Annotated in this window: 15 protein-coding genes; 4 read left to right on the top strand and 11 right to left on the bottom strand. The window is 72.8% G+C overall.

What is annotated here, in order from left to right:
- Positions 1-25: 25 nt before the first annotated feature.
- Complete coding sequence (locus OO54_RS07995) at positions 26-475, bottom strand: hypothetical protein (RefSeq protein ID WP_051786782.1); 450 nt, start codon at positions 473-475, stop codon at positions 26-28.
- 351 nt (positions 476-826) lie between these two features.
- Positions 827-1,609: an SDR family NAD(P)-dependent oxidoreductase gene (locus tag OO54_RS07990; protein ID WP_033202135.1), complete on the bottom strand. Its 783-nt coding sequence runs from the start codon at positions 1,607-1,609 to the stop codon at positions 827-829.
- A 141-nt stretch (positions 1,610-1,750) separates the two neighbouring features.
- Between OO54_RS07990 and OO54_RS07985 the strand changes: the two genes are divergently transcribed.
- Positions 1,751-2,368, top strand: a complete 618-nt coding sequence (locus OO54_RS07985) for a LysE family translocator (RefSeq protein ID WP_017241117.1) — start codon at positions 1,751-1,753, stop codon at positions 2,366-2,368.
- 25 nt (positions 2,369-2,393) lie between these two features.
- Here OO54_RS07985 and OO54_RS07980 read toward each other — a convergent pair whose 3' ends face one another.
- The 5 genes from OO54_RS07980 to OO54_RS07960 all read right to left on the bottom strand — a co-directional run bounded on the left by OO54_RS07980 (position 2,394) and on the right by OO54_RS07960 (position 6,778).
- Positions 2,394-2,918 (bottom strand): YbaK/EbsC family protein, encoded by a 525-nt coding sequence (locus OO54_RS07980; RefSeq protein WP_017241116.1) that lies wholly within the window; start codon positions 2,916-2,918, stop codon positions 2,394-2,396.
- Positions 2,919-2,981: 63 nt separating this feature from the next.
- Complete coding sequence (locus OO54_RS07975) at positions 2,982-4,199, bottom strand: serine hydrolase domain-containing protein (protein WP_051786781.1); 1,218 nt, start codon at positions 4,197-4,199, stop codon at positions 2,982-2,984.
- 38 nt (positions 4,200-4,237) lie between these two features.
- Positions 4,238-4,987 (bottom strand): energy-coupling factor ABC transporter ATP-binding protein, encoded by a 750-nt coding sequence (locus tag OO54_RS07970; protein ID WP_033202133.1) that lies wholly within the window; start codon positions 4,985-4,987, stop codon positions 4,238-4,240.
- A complete protein-coding gene (cbiQ, locus tag OO54_RS07965) occupies positions 4,984-5,745 on the bottom strand; it encodes a cobalt ECF transporter T component CbiQ (protein ID WP_033202132.1) in 762 nt (253 codons plus the stop codon). Before cbiQ ends, OO54_RS07970 begins: the two co-directional genes overlap by 4 nt.
- A 1-nt stretch (position 5,746) precedes the next feature.
- Positions 5,747-6,778, bottom strand: a complete 1,032-nt coding sequence (locus OO54_RS07960; protein WP_033202131.1) for an energy-coupling factor ABC transporter permease — start codon at positions 6,776-6,778, stop codon at positions 5,747-5,749.
- Positions 6,779-6,957: 179 nt separating this feature from the next.
- On the opposite strand from OO54_RS07960, the gene OO54_RS07955 reads away from it, so the two are divergent.
- Positions 6,958-7,317 carry an SsgA family sporulation/cell division regulator gene (locus OO54_RS07955; protein WP_033202130.1) on the top strand — a complete coding sequence of 120 codons (360 nt, stop codon included), beginning with the start codon at positions 6,958-6,960 and terminating at the stop codon, positions 7,315-7,317.
- Positions 7,318-7,416: 99 nt separating this feature from the next.
- On the opposite strand, the gene OO54_RS07950 is transcribed toward OO54_RS07955, so the two are convergent.
- The gene (locus OO54_RS07950) at positions 7,417-9,576 is read right to left on the bottom strand and encodes an MMPL family transporter (protein ID WP_033202129.1); all 2,160 of its coding nucleotides are present in this window, start codon (positions 9,574-9,576) and stop codon (positions 7,417-7,419) included.
- Positions 9,577-9,732: 156 nt separating this feature from the next.
- On the bottom strand, positions 9,733-10,305 hold the full coding sequence (locus OO54_RS07945; protein ID WP_033202128.1) for a TetR/AcrR family transcriptional regulator: 573 nt from the start codon (positions 10,303-10,305) through the stop codon (positions 9,733-9,735).
- Between the two features lie 280 nt (positions 10,306-10,585).
- Between OO54_RS07945 and OO54_RS07940 the strand changes: the two genes are divergently transcribed.
- A complete protein-coding gene (locus OO54_RS07940; RefSeq protein WP_033202127.1) occupies positions 10,586-13,903 on the top strand; it encodes a S41 family peptidase in 3,318 nt (1,105 codons plus the stop codon).
- Here OO54_RS07940 and OO54_RS07935 read toward each other — a convergent pair.
- A complete protein-coding gene (locus tag OO54_RS07935; protein ID WP_033202126.1) occupies positions 13,900-14,388 on the bottom strand; it encodes a GNAT family N-acetyltransferase in 489 nt (162 codons plus the stop codon). The two genes, OO54_RS07940 and OO54_RS07935, sit on opposite strands and share 4 nt — an antisense overlap.
- 218 nt (positions 14,389-14,606) lie before the next feature.
- Here OO54_RS07935 and OO54_RS07930 point away from each other — a divergent pair, with 218 nt between their 5' ends.
- Positions 14,607-16,757, top strand: a complete 2,151-nt coding sequence (locus OO54_RS07930; protein WP_051786780.1) for an FG-GAP-like repeat-containing protein — start codon at positions 14,607-14,609, stop codon at positions 16,755-16,757.
- A 69-nt stretch (positions 16,758-16,826) separates the two neighbouring features.
- Here OO54_RS07930 and OO54_RS07925 read toward each other — a convergent pair whose 3' ends face one another.
- Entirely contained in the window at positions 16,827-17,012 is a 186-nt protein-coding gene (locus tag OO54_RS07925; RefSeq protein WP_033202125.1) for a hypothetical protein, read from the bottom strand.
- Positions 17,013-17,038: the final 26 nt, after the last annotated feature.

The raw sequence follows: 17,038 nt of genomic DNA, 5'->3' as shown, positions 1-17,038 counted from the left end.
TCGCCCGCCCGCCCCTCGCGTGCTGCTACTTCGCGTTTCCGGCGCCCGGGTGGATCACCTTGGGGGCGGCCTCCCGGGACGGCCCGGCCGGGACGGGGGCGGGGGTCGGCAGGCCCGGCGGGTCGGTCGGCTCCGGGGTGGGCCGGACCGACGGCGGGACCGGGGCCGGGGTCGCCTCGATCGAAGGCCGGGCCGGAGCCGGGACCGGGGCCGGAGTCGAAGCCGGCTCGACCGAAGGCCTGGTCGGGGCCGGGGCCGGCCGGACCGACGGCGGGACCGGGGCCGGGGTCGGCCGGGCCGGGCTCGTCGCGGGCGTGGGAGCCGTCACGGCCTTCGGCGCGGCCGGAGCCGGCTTCGGGGCGGAGTCGGCGACGGCCTGGGCGGTGAAGGCGCCGCCGAGGAGGAGGGCGGCGGCGGCGACGGCGCCGAGTACCCGGGGGCGGGCGCGGAGGTTCATCCGGGCGCGGGTGGACATGGGACTCTCCCGAGGTGGTGAGGGAACACGGTCTGGGTCGTGCGGTGAAGGGCGCCTTCAACCCACCAGACGTGCGGCACCTCCCGAGGTTGCGCCTCGGTACGGGATTCTTTCGGCGGCGCTGCCGACGAGGTCCCCGGGTGCCCAGGACCGCGCCCGCCCGCAGACCGCGCCCGCCCTCGGACCCCGGTCGCCCCCGGAGGCCTCAGTCGCCCAGGTGACCCCGGTCGCCCCGGAGGCCTCAGTCGCCCAGGTGACCCCGGTCGCCCCCGGAGGCCTCAGTCGCCCAGGTGACCCCGGTCGCCCCCGGAGGCCTCAGTCGCCCAGGTGACCCCGGTCGCCCCGGAGGCCTCAGTCGCCCAGCACCTCCGCGAAGTGGGTGTTCACCGCGAGGAGTCCGCCGTCGACGCGGAGGACCGTGCCGGTGATCCAGGAGGCGTCGCGGGAGGCGAGGAAGGCGACGGCGGCGGCCACGTCCTCCGGGGCGCCGACGCGGCCGAGGGGGTAGACGCGGTCGGCGAGGGCGGCGAGTTCGGCCTCCCTTCCGGCCCAGCCGGTGGTCGCGATCGTGCCCGGGTTGATCTGGTTGACGCGCACACCGCGCGGGGCGGCGTCCCCAGCCAGGGTGCGGGTGAAGGAGGCGAGGCCGGCCTTGGCGGCGCTGTAGGCGTGGTTGCCGAAGTCCGCCTCGGCGTTGACGGATCCGATGGTGACGACGGCGCCGCGCCCGCCGGCCGCCGCGAGGTACGGGAGGGCGGCGCGGGAGCAGCGGACGGCACCGAGGAGCGTGACGTCGAGCTGACCGGCCCAGCCGTCGTCGGGATCGTCCTCGAAGCGGGCGGAGTCGGGGACGACGGGGGCGAAGGCGTTGTTGACGAGGACGTCGAGGCCGCCGAAGGTCTCCACGGCGTACGCGACGGCCGCCTCCACCGACGACCGGTCGCCGACGTCGCAGCGCACGGCCACCGCGCCGGGGACGTCCGCGGCCGTCCTGACGGCCTCCTCCTCGTCGAGGTCCGTGACCAGGACCCGGGCACCCTCCGCCGCGAGCCGTCGCGCGGTGGCCGCGCCGATGCCGCGCGCCGCGCCGGTGACCAGTGCCGCGTACCCCTCGAACCGCCGTGTGAGCTCCATGGGGCGATCTCAGCACCGGACGCGCCGCTCGCACCAGAGGGCGTGACTCTGTCACCTCGGCCTCGCGCGGTGGGCCGGTGATCGACTAGCGTCACGGGTCCGCTCCGGTCGGGGGTGCGGACGGATGGGGGGACGGGGAACATGGGGCAGCTGATCGCCGTAGCGGTCATCACGGTGCTGGCGGTCATCAGCCCCGGCGCGGACTTCGCCATGACGGTCCGCAACAGCTATCTGTACGGGCGGACGGCGGGCGTGCTCGCGGCCGTCGGGATCGCCCTGGGCGTGCTCGTCCACGTCACGTACACGATGCTGGGCGTGGGCCTGCTGGTGAGCCGGTCGCCGATGCTGTTCACGGCGATGAAGCTGATCGGCGCGGCGTACCTGGTGTACATCGGCTACAAGACCTTCGTCGCCAAGTCCGAGGTGGACATCGACCTTTCGGACGACGGCGGCCTGTCGAAGGCGGGGGCGCTGCGCACCGGCTTCCTGACGAACGCGCTCAATCCCAAGACGATGCTCTTCGTCCTGAGCACGTACACGCAGGTCGTCAGCGCCGACACCCCCGTCTTCCAGCAGGTCGGCTACGGCCTGTTCATGTCGTTCGCGCACCTGGTGTGGTTCGGTCTCGCCGCGGTCTTCTTCTCCCACCAGGGCCTGCGGGCGCGGCTGTTGCGGAAGCAGGCCGTGCTGAACAAGGTGATCGGCACGGTGCTCGTCGGGCTCGGCATGGTGCTCGCGCTCACGCCGGCCGTCGCCTGATCCCGGTACGGGTGCGCGGCCCGGGTCAGTCGGTGGACACGCGCTCGACGCGCGGCTCCGCGATCGCCCGGTAGTCCTTCGCGGAGAGGGCGAGGGAGCGGTCGAGCCGTGCCGCGTTGAAGTAGAACTCCTCGTGGACCAGCAGGTCCGGGTCGACGAACAGGTCGAGGCGCTCGTCGAAGGAGAAGGGCAGGATGGTGCCGCTCGGGGAGCCCGCGAGCTCCTCGGCGATCTCCGGGGAGGCGAAGGACACGTACGTGCCGCCGTACAGCGCCTTCACGGCCGCGAGGTCGATGCGCTTGTCGCCGGGTACGACGACGAGCGCGAAGCGCTTCTCCTTCTTGCCGATCTTCACCATGGCGATGATGCACTTGGCCGCCTCGGCGGGCGCGTGGCCGCGCAGCGCGCTGACCGCCTCGGTGGCGCCCTCGGGGGCGTGCTCGATCACCCGGTAGGCGGCGCCGTGCTCGTCGAGCAGGGCGAGCAGCTTCTCGTAGGTGGCGTGCGTGTCGGGTGTGGCGTGCGTGGTGTTCACCGAGTCCGCGGTCATGCGCCTTGCTCCCCTTGCGACTTGTGTGGTGCTCCGGCGCTCGACCCTACTCGCCGCGGCGGGTCAGGAGGCCGCGGCCCGGACCGCCCGCACCAGGGCCTGGGCGCGCGGGTCGGCCGTGACCGTCTTGCGCATGCCGTTGGTGACGTAGCCGAAGGCGATCCCGGAGTCGGGGTCGGCGAAGCCGAGGGAGCCGCCGCGGCCGGGGTGGCCGAAGGAGGTCGGGCCGAGCAGCGGGCAGGCCGGGCCGTGCAGCATGTGGCCGAGGCCGAAGCGGGTGGAGACCAGCAGCACCTCGTCCGGGCCGGCGGACTCCTCGGTGCGGGCGAGGGTGAGGGTGGCCGGTGCGAAGAGGCGGTCGGCGCCGTCGACGGGGCCGAGGGCGGCGGCGTAGAAGCGGGAGAGCGCGCGGGCGGTGGCGACGCCCGCCGATCCGGGGAGTTCGGCGGCCCGGTAGACGGGGTCGTTCTCGTCGGGCGCGGGCTCGATGACGCCGAAGGCGCGCCGGGTGAGGGAGCCGGGGTCCTTGTACGCCGCGGAGACGGAGCGCTTGGGGCGGAGCCTGAGGGCGCCGCTGTCGGCCGGTTCGATCTCCTCGACGGGGCCGAGGCGGCCGACCCGGTGGGCCTCCGCCTCCGGAAGGCCGATCCACAGGTCGAGGCCGAGGGGGCCGGTGATCTCCTCGGCGACCCAGCGGCCGATGGTGCGGCCGGTGACCCGGTGGACGAGGCCGGAGAGCAGCCAGCTGAAGGTGTGGGCGTGGTAGCCGTGGGCGGTGCCGGGCTCCCAGACGGGGGCCTGGGCGGCGATGGCGGCGGTGGCCGTCGGGAGGTCGATGGCCTCGGCGAGGGTGAGCGGGTGGTCGACGACCGGGACGCCGGCCCGGTGCGCGAGCAGCTGCCGTACGGTCACGCGGTCCTTGCCGGCCGCCTTGAACTCGGGCCAGTACGCGGCGACGGGCGCGTCCAGGTCGAGCAGGCCGCGCTGGTGCAGGAGCAGGGGCACGGCGGCGGCGACGCCCTTGGTGGCCGAGCGGACGACCTGGGCGGTGTCCTCGGACCACGGGTCCCGGCCGTCGCCCTCCTCGCCGTCGGCGTCCCTGGTCCCGGCCCACAGGTCGACGACCTTGACGCCGTCGCGGTGGACGGCGACGGCCGCGCCGCGCTCGCCGCGTTGTGCGAAGTTGCGCAGGAAGGCGTCCCTGACGGGCTCCCAGCCCGCCGCCACCGTGCCCTGGACGTCCACCCGACTCACTCTTCCTCTCGTACGACCGGCTCCCATGGTGCAACGTGGGAGGCGGAGGTCCGATTCCGGGGGTGTCAGGCGACGGAGCCGGGCACGAAGCCGAACGGCAGCTCCAGGCGGTGCCGGGCCATCAGCTCCTCGTCGCCGAGGATGTCGCCGGTGCGGCCGTCGGCCGCGATGACGCCCTCGCTGAGGACGACCGCGCGCGGGCAGAGCTCCAGGGCGTACGGCAGGTCGTGCGTGACCATGAGGACGGTCACGTCGAGGGAGCGGAGGATGTCTGCGAGCTCGCGGCGCGAGGCCGGGTCCAGGTTGGAGGACGGCTCGTCGAGGACGAGGATCTCCGGCTCCATGGCGAGGACGGTAGCGACGGCGACCCGGCGGCGCTGACCGAAGGAGAGGTGGTGCGGCGGCCGGTCCGCGTACGCGCCCATGCCGACCCGGTCGAGGGCCTTGCGGACGACGGCTTCGAGCTCGGCGCCCCGGACGCCGGCGGCGGCCGGGCCGAAGGCCACGTCCTCGCGGACGGTCGGCATGAAGAGCTGGTCGTCGGGGTCCTGGAAGACGATGCCGACCTTGCGCCGGATCTCGGCGAGGTGCTTCTTCCCGACCGGCAGTCCGGCGACGGTGACGCCGCCCGCGCCGCCGGTGAGGATGCCGTTGAGGTGGAGGACGAGGGTGGTCTTGCCGGCGCCGTTGGGGCCGAGGAGGGCGACCCGCTCGCCGCGCCCGACGGTCAGGTCGACCCCGAAGAGGGCCTGGTGGCCGTCGGGGTACGCGTACGCGAGGCCGTGGACTTCGAGGGAGGGGGGAGGGGTCGTCATAGCGTCCGTCCGAGGAGGCAGATCAGGAGTGCGGTGAGCGGGAGCGCGGCGGCTCGGGCCCACTGGGCGCGGGTGGCGGTGACCTCGTCGATGACCGGCATGGTGCCCGCGTAGCCGCGGCTGACCATGGCGAGGTGGACGCGTTCGCCGCGCTCGTACGAGCGGATGAAGAGGGCGCCGGCGGACTTGGCGAGGACGCCCCAGTGGCGGACGCCCTTCGCCTCGAAGCCGCGCGAGCGGCGGGCGACGGACATGCGGCGCATCTCGTCGGTGATGACGTCTCCGTACCGGATCATGAACGAGGCGATCTGGACGAGCAGCGGCGGGAGCTTGAGGCGCTGGAGGCCGAGGAGCAGGGCGCGCAGTTCGGTGGTGGAGGCGAGGAGCACGGAGGCGGCGACGCCGAGGGTGCCCTTGGCGAGGACGTTCCAGGCGCCCCAGAGGCCGGGGACGCTCAGCGACACCCCGAGGACGGTCGTCTGCTGGCCGGGCACGACGAACGGCATGAGCAGCGCGAACGCGACGAACGGGATCTCGATGAGCAGCCGCTTCAGCAGGAAGCCGGCCGGGACGCGGGCCTTCGCCGCCACGGCCGCGAGGAGCACGGCGTAGAGGCCGAAGGCCCAGACGGCCTCGCGGGGGGTGGAGACGACGACCACGACGAAGCCGAGGACGGCGGCGAGCTTGGTGTGCGGGGGCAGCTCGTGGACCGGCGAGTGCGCGTGCCGGTAGAGCTTGTGGGCGTGCCCCGCTCCCATGTCAGGCCGCGGTTTCGGAGTGCGTGCGGCGGCGGCGGACGACCCAGAAGGCGCCGGTGCCGACGGCGAGGGTGGCGCCCACGCCGATCACGCCGGCCAGTCCGCCGGAGAGGCGGGGTGCCTCGACGCCCTTGACGCCGTAGTCGGCGAGCGGGGAGTCGGCGGCCGCGTGGTCCTCGACCTTGCTGTCGATGCCCTTGTCGGCGGCGACCTTCTCCAGGCCGTCGGGGCTGGCGGAGGCGTAGAAGGAGACGAAGCCGGCGAGGACGAGGGCGGTGACCAGGCCGCCGATCCACAGCTTCTTCGGGGAGCCGGCTGGGGCGGTCGCCGGGGCGGCGGGTGCGGCGTCGACCAGTTCGCCGCCGACGCGGAGCTTGAGCGGGGCGGTGAGGCCGCGGGCGCCGTACACGAGGTCGGGGCGGACGGCGACGACGGCGCCGACGGTCAGCATGGTGATGACGGCCTCGCCGATGCCGATGAGGACGTGGACGCCGACCATCGCGGTGAGGACCTTGGAGAGCGGTACGTCGGTGGTGCCGCCGACGGCGTAGAGCAGCGTGAAGGCGGCGGCCGCGGCCGGTACGGAGACGAGCGCGGCGGCGAAGGACGCCACGGTGACCGAGCGCCGGGTGCGCGGCAGCACGAGGACGAGGCCGCGGAAGAGCGCGTAGGCGACGACGACGGTGACGACGCCCATGACGGTGATGTTCACGCCGAGGGCGGTGAGGCCGCCGTCGGCGAAGAGGATGCCCTGCATCAGCAGGACGACGGCTATGCACAGGACGCCGGTCCAGGGCCCGACGAGGATCGCGGCGAGCGCGCCGCCGAGCAGGTGTCCGCTGGTCCCGGCCGCGACCGGGAAGTTCAGCATCTGCACGGCGAAGATGAAGGCCGCGACGAGGCCGGCGAGCGGCGCGGTCCGCTCGTCCAGTTCCCGTCGCGCCCCGCGCAGGCTGACCGCTACGGCGCCGGCGGCGACGACACCGGCCGCGGCCGATACGGGGGCGTTGATGAATCCGTCAGGTACATGCACGTCCCGAATGATAGAGCGCTCCTGCGAAGAGCTTGCAAGAGCGCATCGGTCACAGAACGACGGCGTACGGACGCACGTGACCCCGCGCACACCTGTCGCCGTTCACGCATGTCCCGCGCGGCCCTCGGGAAGGAGTGGGACAGTTAGTCGATAAGAGGACAAAACGTGAGGAGCCTCCGATGGCCGCCGCGCACGACCGTGAAGTCGACGACCACGCCAAGGGACGCATCATCAGCGACGCCCCGCTCTCCCGCCCCGTCCCGGTGTCCCTCCGTTACGACCCCGCCTTCACCCCCGCGACGGTCCGCTTCTGCTTCCCCGGCCCCGTCGAGTGGTCCTTCCCCCGCGCCCTCCTGGAGACCGGCCTGCGCGCCCCGACCCGCCGCGGCGACATCGGGGTCTGGCCCTGCGGCCGCGTCCAGACGGTCGTCGAGCTCCACACCGAAGACGGCGTCACCGTCGTCCAGTTCGACACCACGGCCCTGCTGCGCTTCCTCCGGCACACGTACGCCGCCGGCGCGTCGATGACGACACGCTGACGGCGTACGGGGTTCGATCCGGAGGCCCGGAGGCCCGGAGGCCCGGGGTCAGAGCTTCACTGGCGTCAGCCCTTCACGAGCCTCGGGCCTTCGAGGACCTCAGACCTTCACGAGGTCGGGCTTCGCGCCCGCGTCCTCGCCGGTCGCCCTGGCGAGGCCCTCGCCCTCCACGTCCACGTTCGGCAGGATCCGGTCCAGCCACTTCGGCAGCCACCAGGCCTTGTGGCCGAGGAGCGCCAGGACGGCCGGGACGATCGCCATGCGGACCACGAAGGCGTCGAAGAGGACGGCGGCGGCCAGGCCGAAGCCGATCATCTTGACCATCTGGTCGTCCATGCCGATGAAGCCGGAGAAGACCGCGATCATGATCACCGCGGCGGCGACGACCACCCGGGCGCTGTGCCGGAAGCCGGTCACGATCGCCTCGCCGGGCCGCTCGCCGTGCACGTACGCCTCGCGCATCCGGGTCACGAGGAAGACCTCGTAGTCCATCGCGAGACCGAAGACGACACCCACCATGAAGATCGGCATCATCGACATGATCGGGCCGGTCTGCTCGACCCCGAAGAGGCTGCCGAGCCAGCCCCACTGGAAGACCGCGACGACCGCGCCGAGGGCCGCGACCACCGAGAGCAGGAAGCCGAGGGCCGCCTTCAGCGGGACGAGGACCGAGCGGAAGACCAGCGTCAGCAGGACGAAGGCGAGGCCGACGACGAGGGCCAGGTACGGCACCAGGGCGTCGTTCATCTTCTGCGAGAAGTCGATGTTCATCGCGGTGGCGCCGGTGACGAGGACGTCGTCGCCGGTGGCCTCCCGGATGTCGTGCACCAGGCTCTCGGTCTCGGTGGAGGACGGCCGGTCCTTCGGGACCACCGTGATCATCGCGGCGTCGCCGGCCTTGTTCGGCGTCGGCGGGGTGACCGCGGCCCAACCCTCCAGGCCCTTGATGGTGGAGACCGCCTTGTCCGCGGCGGCCTTGTCGCCGTCCACGACGACGAGCAGCGGGCCGTTGAAGCCGGGGCCGAAGCCGTCGGACAGCGCGTCGTACGCCCGGCGCTCGGTGGCGGAGGTCGGCTTCACGCCGTCGTCCGGGAGGCCCATCTCCAGGGAGGAGGCGGGCAGCGCGATCGCGCCGAGGCCGAGGACGCCGACGAGCAGCACCATCAGGGGGCGGCGGATGACGAACCGGGCCCAGCGGGTGCCCCCGTTCGGCTTGTCCTCGTCCTTCTTCAGGCCCTTGCGCTGCTTGCGGCCGACGACCTTGTTCCCGGCGAAGCCGAGCAGGGCGGGGATCAGGGTGAGCGCGATCAGTACGGCGATCACGACCGTGCCGGCGGCGGCGAGGCCCATCTTCGTCAGCATCGGGATGTTGACGACGGACAGGCCGACCAGGGCGATGACGACGGTGAGTCCGGCGAAGACGACGGCGGAGCCGGCCGTGCCGACCGCGCGGCCCGCGGCCTCCTCGTTGTCCCTGCCCTCGGCGAGCTCCGCGCGGTAGCGGGACACGATGAAGAGGGCGTAGTCGATGCCGACGGCGAGGCCGATCATCGACGCGAGGATGGAGGTGGTGCTGCCGAGGTCCAGGACGCTCGCGAGCGCGCTGACCGTCGAGACGCCGATGCCGACGCCGATGATCGCGGTGAGCAGCGGAAGCCCGGCCGCGACGAGCGAGCCGAAGGTGATGACGAGCACGACGCCCGCGAGGACGATGCCGATGGCCTCGCTCGCGCCCTGCTCGGGCGGGCTCTGGAGCGCGTCGCCGCCGATCTCGACGGTCAGGCCCTTGCCCTGCGCGCTGTGGCCGGTGGCCTTGAGGGCCTCCCGGGTCTCCTTGGTCAGCTCCATGGCGTTGACCTTGTAGGTGACCGAGACGTAGGCGGTGGAGCCGTTCTGCGAGACGGCGTGCGCGGTGTACGGGTCGGCGACCGAGACGATCTGGTCCGAGCCGGACTTCAGCGCGGCGACGGTCTCCTCGACGACGGCCTTGTGGGCCGGGTCGGTCACCTTCTGGCCGGCCGGCGCCTTGAAGACGATACGGGCGGTGGCCCCGTCGGCTCCGGCGCCCGGGAAGCGCTCTTCGAGCAGGTCGAAGGCGCGCTGGGCCTCGGTGCCGGGGATCGAGAAGGAGCCTGAGGTGGGTGCGGGCGCGGTGGCGGCACCGACGCCGGCGATCGCGAGCAGGGCCACCCAGAGGAGGGCGACGAGCCGTCGGCGCCGGAAGGCGGAACGGCCGAGCTTGTACAGGAACGTTGCCACGGGGGCGTACTCCCATTGTGGGGCGGGACAGGACATGGGGAGCCGGCCCGACGTCGTGAGCGGTGCGATGTCAGGTGGTGCGGGTGGTGCCTTTGGGGCAGGTGGTGCCTGTGGTGCCGGTGGTGCTGGTCGTGCGGTCCACCTGGGGAAGGTGGATCAGACGCCGAGTGAGGGGAGCACGACGGCGTCGACGTACGCACTGAGGAACGCGTGGTCGACCGGCAGGTCGTCGATCAGCGGCCGGGCGATGAACGCACCGATCAGCATGTGCGGGATGAGCTTGAGCGCCGGGTTGTCGGCGTCGACCTCTCCCCTGCGGACCGCTCGGTTCAGCACTTCGTCGAAGCCGGTCATCTCGGGTTCGATGAGCAGCTCGCGCAGTGCCCGGTGCAGTTCGGGGTTGGTGTGGACGGCATGGGCCAGGCCCCGCATCAGCGCGGAGTCCTTCTCCATCTGGCAGTCGTCGGTCCGCGCCACCATCTCCTGGAAGTCGCCGCGCAGCGAGCCGGTGTCGATCTCGGAGAGGTCGGCCGGCTTGTTGGCGCGGAGCGCCCTGGCGACCAGCTCGGGCTTGCTCCCCCACTGGCGGTAGAGGGTGGCCTTGCTGGAGTGGGTGCGGGCGGCGACGGCGTCCATGGTGAGGGCGTCGTAGCCGACCTCGCGGAGGAGGTCGAGCACGGCCGCGTACAGCTCGGACTCCCGCTCGGGAGTGAGTCTGCTGCGTGCCATGGAACGGCCTCCGATGCGAACGAAACGGTTTCGTACAGTACGAAGATACCCACCCCGTCAGCGAAACGAAACCGTTTCGTACGTGTCCTGGACCACATCCGAGCCACATCCGAGCCACCCCCGACCCACCCGCGAGCCCGGCACGAGCCCACCGGACCACCCCCGGACCGCCCCGACCCCCACGCGAACCACCCCGATCTGCACGCGAACACCCCCCGGTGAAGACGCCCGCATACACGTACGAGTTGCCTGACCCCCTCAGCGCGGAAAGCATGAGGAGGTGAGTGACGACGTCGCGTATCTCCGTTTTCCGCACCTCCACGACGACCTGCTGTGCTTCGTCGCCGAGGACGACCTCTGGATCGCCCCGCTCGTCCCCGAGGGCGACCGCCCCGGCCGGGCCTGGCGCCTCACCGTCGACCGCACGCGGGTCGGCCATCCACGCTTCTCGCCGGACGGCCGCCACATCGCGTACACGAACTGGCGCAGCCTCGACCCCGAGATCCACCTCGTGCCGGTCGACGGCGGGCCCGCCCGGCGGCTCGGCTACTGGGGCTCGACGGACACCCGGGTCTGCGGCTGGACGCCCCCCGACAAGGACGGCCGGTCCGACATCCTCGCCGTCTCCTCGCACGGGCAGCCGTTCTCGTACTACTCCTGGGCCTACACCGTCCCCACCGACGGCTCCCCCGGCCTCCGCATGCCCTGGGGCCCGGTCTCCGACATCGCCGTCACCGACGACCCCGTCGTCTGCGGCCACACCGACGCCGCCGGCAACGGCGCCGAGCGCCGCACCCTCCTGCTCACCGGCAAGCCGCCGCACGAACCCGCCGCCTGGAAGCGGTACCTGGGCGGCGCCACCGGACGCCTCTGGCTGCACGGCGAGCGGCTGCTCGCCGACATCGACGGCCACCTCGACTGCCCCATGGCCGTCGACGGACGGATCGCCTTCCTCTCCGACCACGAGGGCATCGGCAACCTCTACTCCTGCCTGCCCGACGGCACCGACCTGCGCCGCCACACCGACCACGACGAGTTCTACGCCCGGCACGCCTCCAGCGACGGCCGCCGGGTCGTCTACCAGTGCGCCGGCGAGCTGTGGATCGTCGACGCCCTCACCGCCGACTCCCGGCCCCGGAAGCTGGAGGTCCGGCTCGGCGGCCAGCGCGTCGGCCGCCGCGCCTACCAGGTGCCGGCCGCCCACCACATCGACGCGCTCTCCGTCGACGAGACCGGCCGGGCCAGCGCCGTCTCCGTACGCGGCAGCCTGTACTGGCTCACCCACCGCGACGGCCCGGCCCGCACGATCATCGACGAGCCGGGCGTGCGCGTCCGGCTGCCCGAGATGCTCGGCAGCGGCGGCCAGGTCGCGTACGTCACCGACGCCGAGGGCGAGGACGCCGTCGAGGTCGCCTACCTGCCCCGCGCCAGCGGCGACCGGCCGCCGCGCCGGCTCGCCTCGGGCGATCTCGGCCGGGTCGAGGAACTGATCGCCGACCCGGACGGCGAGCGGCTCGCCATCGCCTCCCACGACGGCCGGCTCCTCCTCCTCGACGCCACCGAGGAGTCCAACGGCGAGGTCACCGAACTGATCAGGTCCGTCAACGGCCCCGTACGCGACCTCGCCTTCTCCCCCGACGGCGACTGGCTCACCTGGTCCCACCCCGGCATCGGCCGCTCCCTGCGCTCCATCAAGATGGCCCGCATCTCCGGCCCCGGCGCCCGTACCGTCGTCGACGTCACCAACGGACGCTTCGAGGACGAGAACCCGGTCTTCACCCGCGACGGCCGCTACCTCGCCTTCCTGTCCTGGCGCGGCTTCGACCCGGTGTACGACGTGCACACCGGCGACCTGTCGTTCCCGCTCGGCTGCCGCCCCTACCTCGTCCCGCTCTCCTCCGCCACGCCCTCGCCGTTCGCGCTGCTCCCCGACGGGCGGCCGGCGGCCGGCGGCCTCGACCCCGCCGACGACGAGACGGACACCGGGGACGGCACGGTCACCGTCGAGATCGAGGGACTCCCCGACCGCGTCACCCCGTTCCCGGTCGCCGCCTCCAAGTACTCCGCCCTGCACCCGGTCAACGGCGGCGGCCTGGTCTGGCTGCGCTGGCCCATCTCCGGCGCGCTCGGCGAGACCTTCGCCAACCCGGCCGACACCTCGGGCCGCCCCACCCTCGAGCACTTCACCATCACCAAGGCCCGCAAGACGGAACTCGCCAAGGACCTCGACTGGTTCGCGGTCAGCGGCGACGGCACCCGGCTCGTCGTCGCCGACGAGGGCGAGCTGCGGGCGGTCCCCGCCACCGAGTCCGGGGACGGCGACTCCACCGTCTACCTGGACCTGCGGCGCATCCTCCACGAGGTCGTCCCCGGCGCCGAGTGGCGGCAGGCCTTCGACGAGGCCGGCCGGATCGTCCGCGCCTACTTCTGGGAGCCCGAAATGGGCGGCGTCGACTGGGAGGCCGTCCTCGACCAGTACCGGCCGCTCGTCGAACGGGTCTCCTCCCCCGACGAGTTCGCCGACCTGCTGCGCGAGGTCATGGGCGAACTCGGCACCTCGCACGCCTACGTCACCCCCGCCCGCCGCAACGAGGGACCCCCGCACTACCAGCGGCCGATGGGCCTCCTCGGCGCCAACCTCGTGCCCCGCGAGGCCGGCTGGACGGTGAAGCGGATCCTGCCCGGCGAGTCCTCCGACTCCAAGGCCCGCTCCCCGCTGGCCGGCACCGGCATCCGCGAGGGCGCCGTCCTCACCCACGTCGACGGCCGGCCCGTCGACCCGGTCGCCGGCCCCTACCCGCTGCTCTCCGGCACCGGCGGCACCACCGTCGAGCTCACCTTCACCCCCGAGGGCGAGGGCAGGGCCCGCCGCGTAGCCGTCGTCCCGCTCGTCGACGAACGCCCGCTCCGCTACCAGGACTGGGTCGCCAAACGCCGGGCCGTCGTCAGGAAGGTCAGCGGCGGCCGCTGCGGCTACCTCCACATCCCCGACATGGGCGGCTCCGGCTGGGCGCAGTTCAACCGCGACCTGCGCATGGAGGTCTCCCGGCCCGCGCTCATCGTCGACGTGCGGGGCAACGCCGGCGGCAACATCAGCGAGCTCGTCGTCGAGAAGCTCACCCGCAAGATCCTCGGCTGGGACCTCACCCGCAACGCCCAGCCCGTCGCGTACGCCTCCAACGCCCCGCGCGGCCCCGTCGTCGCCCTCGCCGACGAGGCCACCTCGTCCGACGGCGACATGATCACCGCCGCGTTCAAGCTGCTCGGCCTCGGACCCGTCGTCGGGCAGCGCACCTGGGGCGGGGTGGTCGGCATGACCGGCCGTCACCGGCTCGGCGACGGCACCCAGATCACCGTCCCGATGAACGCGGCCTGGTTCCCCGAGTACGGCTGGTCCCTGGAGAACCACGGCGTCGAACCCGACCTCGCCGTCCTCCGCACCCCCCTCGACTGGGCCGAGGGCCGGCACGCCCAGCTCGACGACGCCGTCCACGTCGCCCTCGCCCTGCTCGACGAGACCCCCGCCGCCAGTCCTCCCGGCTACGAGGGCCTCCCCGACCGTTCCCGCCCGAAACTGCCGCCGCGGCCGGAGGCCTAGACCGACAGGAGGTCCAGCTCGTAGGCGGCACCGGCCTGTCCGGCGAGCGTCACACTGCCCACCGCGCCGAAGCCGACCCGCCCGAGCACGGCCCTCGACCCCGCGTTGTCGAGGGTCGTGACGGCGGTCAGCCGGCTGAGCCCGTACTCCTCGCGCGCCAGCCGGCACACCTCCCGCACCCCGGCCGTCGCGAGACCGCGCCCGGCGGCCTGCTCGGCCACCCGGTAGCCCAGTTCGGCACCTCCGTCGGCGACGTCGACCAGGTTGAAACGCCCGAGGATCGCCCCGCCCTCCCCCACGAGGACGTGGAAGTGGATCGTGCCGGTCTCCTGCTCGTCGAGCAGCGCCCGGTGCCGGTCCTCGAACTCGGCGAAGTACGCGTCCCCCCGGTCGGGCACGGACGCGGCGAAGTACCCCCGGTTCTCCCGCTCGAAGGCGAGCAGGGCGGGCGCGTGGTCGGGTCGGAGTCGCTCAAGTACGGCCATGGCGCTCACGGTACGAAGATCCGGCGCCGGACGCGCGGGAGTTACGCGCCACGATTCCCGGCGCGACCACGCCACGAGGCGGTCACGACCGGTGCCGGGGCTACAGCCGTCACGGACGATCTCGAAAATCAGTCACTCACTCGCACAACTTTTCGTCACCTGGTGAGTCAGAACCGGTGTGGCGCACGGTGCGCCAGTGCTCTGGGAGGAAACCGAACGTGCCTCACGCCCGCTCGACCCGGCGGCGCCTCGCCGCCGCCGTCACCACCGTCCTCGCCGTCACCCTCGGCGCGGGCGCGCTGACCGTCCCGGCGACCGCCGCCCCCGCGTCCCCCGCCGCGCAGTCTGCCGACGCGGCGGCGACCACCGCGACCCCCTTCGCGTACCCCAAGAACTCCACGCTGCTCGACGCCGGGGTGAAGGGCTTCCTCACCCAGACCGTCGGCAGCAACATCAAGCGCTTCGCCTGGTACGGGCAGGACAGCGGGCAGGGCTACACCGGCCCGACCTACCTGCGGTCGACCCGGACCAACGACTACCTGATCCTCAAGGGCACGAACATGGTCACCGTCCGGGACCTGACGACCATGTCGAGCTACCAGATCGGTTGGGACCCGCTGGCCGCCACCCCGACCGTCTTCGTCGGCTCGGCCGCGGACGCCCTGTTCACCACCGTGGGCCCCGATCTGCGCAAGCACAGCAAGGCGGGCGGCACCGTCCCCGTCGCCGGCCTGCCCACCGGCGCCACCTTGATCACGGTCTCGCCCGGCACCGCCGACGACGCCCTGATCCGGTTCACCGTGGACGGCGTGAGGAAGTGGGGTCTGCTGAACCTCGCCACCGACGAGGTCAAGGAGATCCACGAACACCCGGCGGGTGCCGAGATCAAGGCCGTCTCCGCGACGCACGTCGCCTGGACCACGGGCGTCGGCACCTCCACACCCTCGATCTTCCGCCTGAACCGCGCCACGGACGCCGTCGAGGAGATCCCGGTCGCCGACGCGCCGTCGAACGACCTCAAGGTGAGCCTGGTCGGCGGTTGGGTCGTGTACGGCGAGGCCGGTGGTTTCTCCTACGGTCCGGGCCCGCAGTACGCCCTCACCGCGTACAACCCGGACGCCGAGACGAAGTCGGTGAAGCTGCTCGACCACCTGACCTCGTCCGCCACCGCCGGTGACGGCAGCCTCCACGTGCGCGGCGGCAGCGTCGACCAGGGCGAGGGCATGTACAAGATCACCGCGACGGAGAACGACACTCCGGTCGTCACCCTGGAGGCGATCACGGGCGAGCCCACCCGGCTGGAGATCACGGGCAACGACATCCCCGCCACGGTCGACCTCGACAAGAACGCCGGGACGGCGTTCTTCACCTGGAACCTGTCGCAGAGCAGGACCGAGGTCACGCTCACCATGCGGCACACACGGACCGGCCAGACCCACACGGTCTACGACTACCCGCAGGGCAAGCCGAGCACGACCTTCGACTGGCGGGGCGAGTACAACGGCGACTACACCTGGCAGCTGACCGCCCGTCCGCTCAACGGCATCGGCCCGGCCGCCACCGCCTCCGGCGGCTTCACGGCGACCCGCACGCCCAAGCCGCACGACTTCGACGACAACGGCGCCCCCGACGTGCTCCTCCGCGACGGCTCTGGCCGCCTGTGGCGGGCCGACACGGGGTACGACCAGCAGCTGTGGGCCGACCCGTACCAGCTGATCGGCACGGGCTGGCAGGTCTACGACCGGATCGAGGCCACCGGCGACATCGCGGGCTCGAACGTCGGCGACGTCATCGCGCGGGAGCCGTCCGGCGCGCTGTGGCTGTACCAGGGCAACGGACGCGGCGGTTTCGGCGGCCGTACGAAGATCGGCACCGGCTGGCAGGCCTTCCACCAGATCGCCGGCGGAAGCGACCTGACCGGGGACGGGCGGGCCGACCTGGTCGCCACCGACAAGGCGGGCGACCTGTACCTCTACCCGGGTACGGGCTCCGCCACCGCGCCCTTCGGCCCCCGGAAGAAGATCGGCAACGGCTGGGGCGTCTACAACCAGCTGACCGCCGTCGGGAACGTCGCGGGCGGAGCGGCCGGCGACCTGTACGCCCGTGACACGACGGGCGTCCTCTGGCAGTACCTCGGCAAGGGCGACGGCACCTTCGCCGCCCGCACGAAGGTGGGCGGCGGCTGGAACGCGTACCAGCACCTCGTCGGCGTCGGCGACGCGAACCGGGACGGGCGCCCCGACCTGGTCGGCTTCAAGGCGACGGAGGCCTACCTCTACCGCGGCACGGGCAACTGGTCGAGCCCGCTGTCCGGCGCGCAGCTCGCGGGCCTGACCTTCGGCGGCGGCCCGTACAACAGCGTCGCCTGACCAGGCCGTACGCACACGCGAAGGCGCACCCGGTGATGCCGGGTGCGCCTTCTTCAAGGACGGGCGACGTCAGGCGTCGTAGTCCTGGTCCATGCGGTCCTGGGCCTCCTGCTGGGCGCGACGGGGCTCCTCCTCGGAGCGGTCGCGACCCTGGGAGGCGCGCTGGGAGGCCTGGTCCTTCGCCTTGCCCGCGGCCTGCTTGGCCTGCTCGCTGAGCTTCTGCGCCTTGTCCTTGAACTGGTCCTGCATACCCATGGAAATTCACTCCTAGACGGGTGAGG

Source organism: Streptomyces wedmorensis, assembly GCF_000716445.1.
In the GTDB taxonomy this organism is placed as follows: Bacteria; Actinomycetota; Actinomycetes; order Streptomycetales; family Streptomycetaceae; genus Streptomyces; species Streptomyces wedmorensis.
Note: the sequence above shows the minus strand (reverse complement) of the source record. Positions and strands in the feature narration are given on the sequence as shown.

Bases quoted from the DNA above. Each gene is read 5' to 3' on its own strand.
- OO54_RS07995 (WP_051786782.1), bottom strand. From the start codon at position 475: ATGTCCACCCGCGCCCGGATGAACCTCCGCGCCCGCCCCCGGGTACTC.
- OO54_RS07990 (WP_033202135.1), bottom strand. From the start codon at position 1,609: ATGGAGCTCACACGGCGGTTCGAGGGGTACGCGGCACTGGTCACCGGC.
- OO54_RS07985 (WP_017241117.1), top strand. From the start codon at position 1,751: ATGGGGCAGCTGATCGCCGTAGCGGTCATCACGGTGCTGGCGGTCATC.
- OO54_RS07980 (WP_017241116.1), bottom strand. From the start codon at position 2,918: ATGACCGCGGACTCGGTGAACACCACGCACGCCACACCCGACACGCAC.
- OO54_RS07975 (WP_051786781.1), bottom strand. From the start codon at position 4,199: ATGGGAGCCGGTCGTACGAGAGGAAGAGTGAGTCGGGTGGACGTCCAG.
- OO54_RS07970 (WP_033202133.1), bottom strand. From the start codon at position 4,987: ATGACGACCCCTCCCCCCTCCCTCGAAGTCCACGGCCTCGCGTACGCG.
- cbiQ (WP_033202132.1), bottom strand. From the start codon at position 5,745: ATGGGAGCGGGGCACGCCCACAAGCTCTACCGGCACGCGCACTCGCCG.
- OO54_RS07955 (WP_033202130.1), top strand. From the start codon at position 6,958: ATGGCCGCCGCGCACGACCGTGAAGTCGACGACCACGCCAAGGGACGC.
- OO54_RS07945 (WP_033202128.1), bottom strand. From the start codon at position 10,305: ATGGCACGCAGCAGACTCACTCCCGAGCGGGAGTCCGAGCTGTACGCG.
- OO54_RS07935 (WP_033202126.1), bottom strand. From the start codon at position 14,388: ATGGCCGTACTTGAGCGACTCCGACCCGACCACGCGCCCGCCCTGCTC.
- OO54_RS07925 (WP_033202125.1), bottom strand. From the start codon at position 17,012: ATGGGTATGCAGGACCAGTTCAAGGACAAGGCGCAGAAGCTCAGCGAG.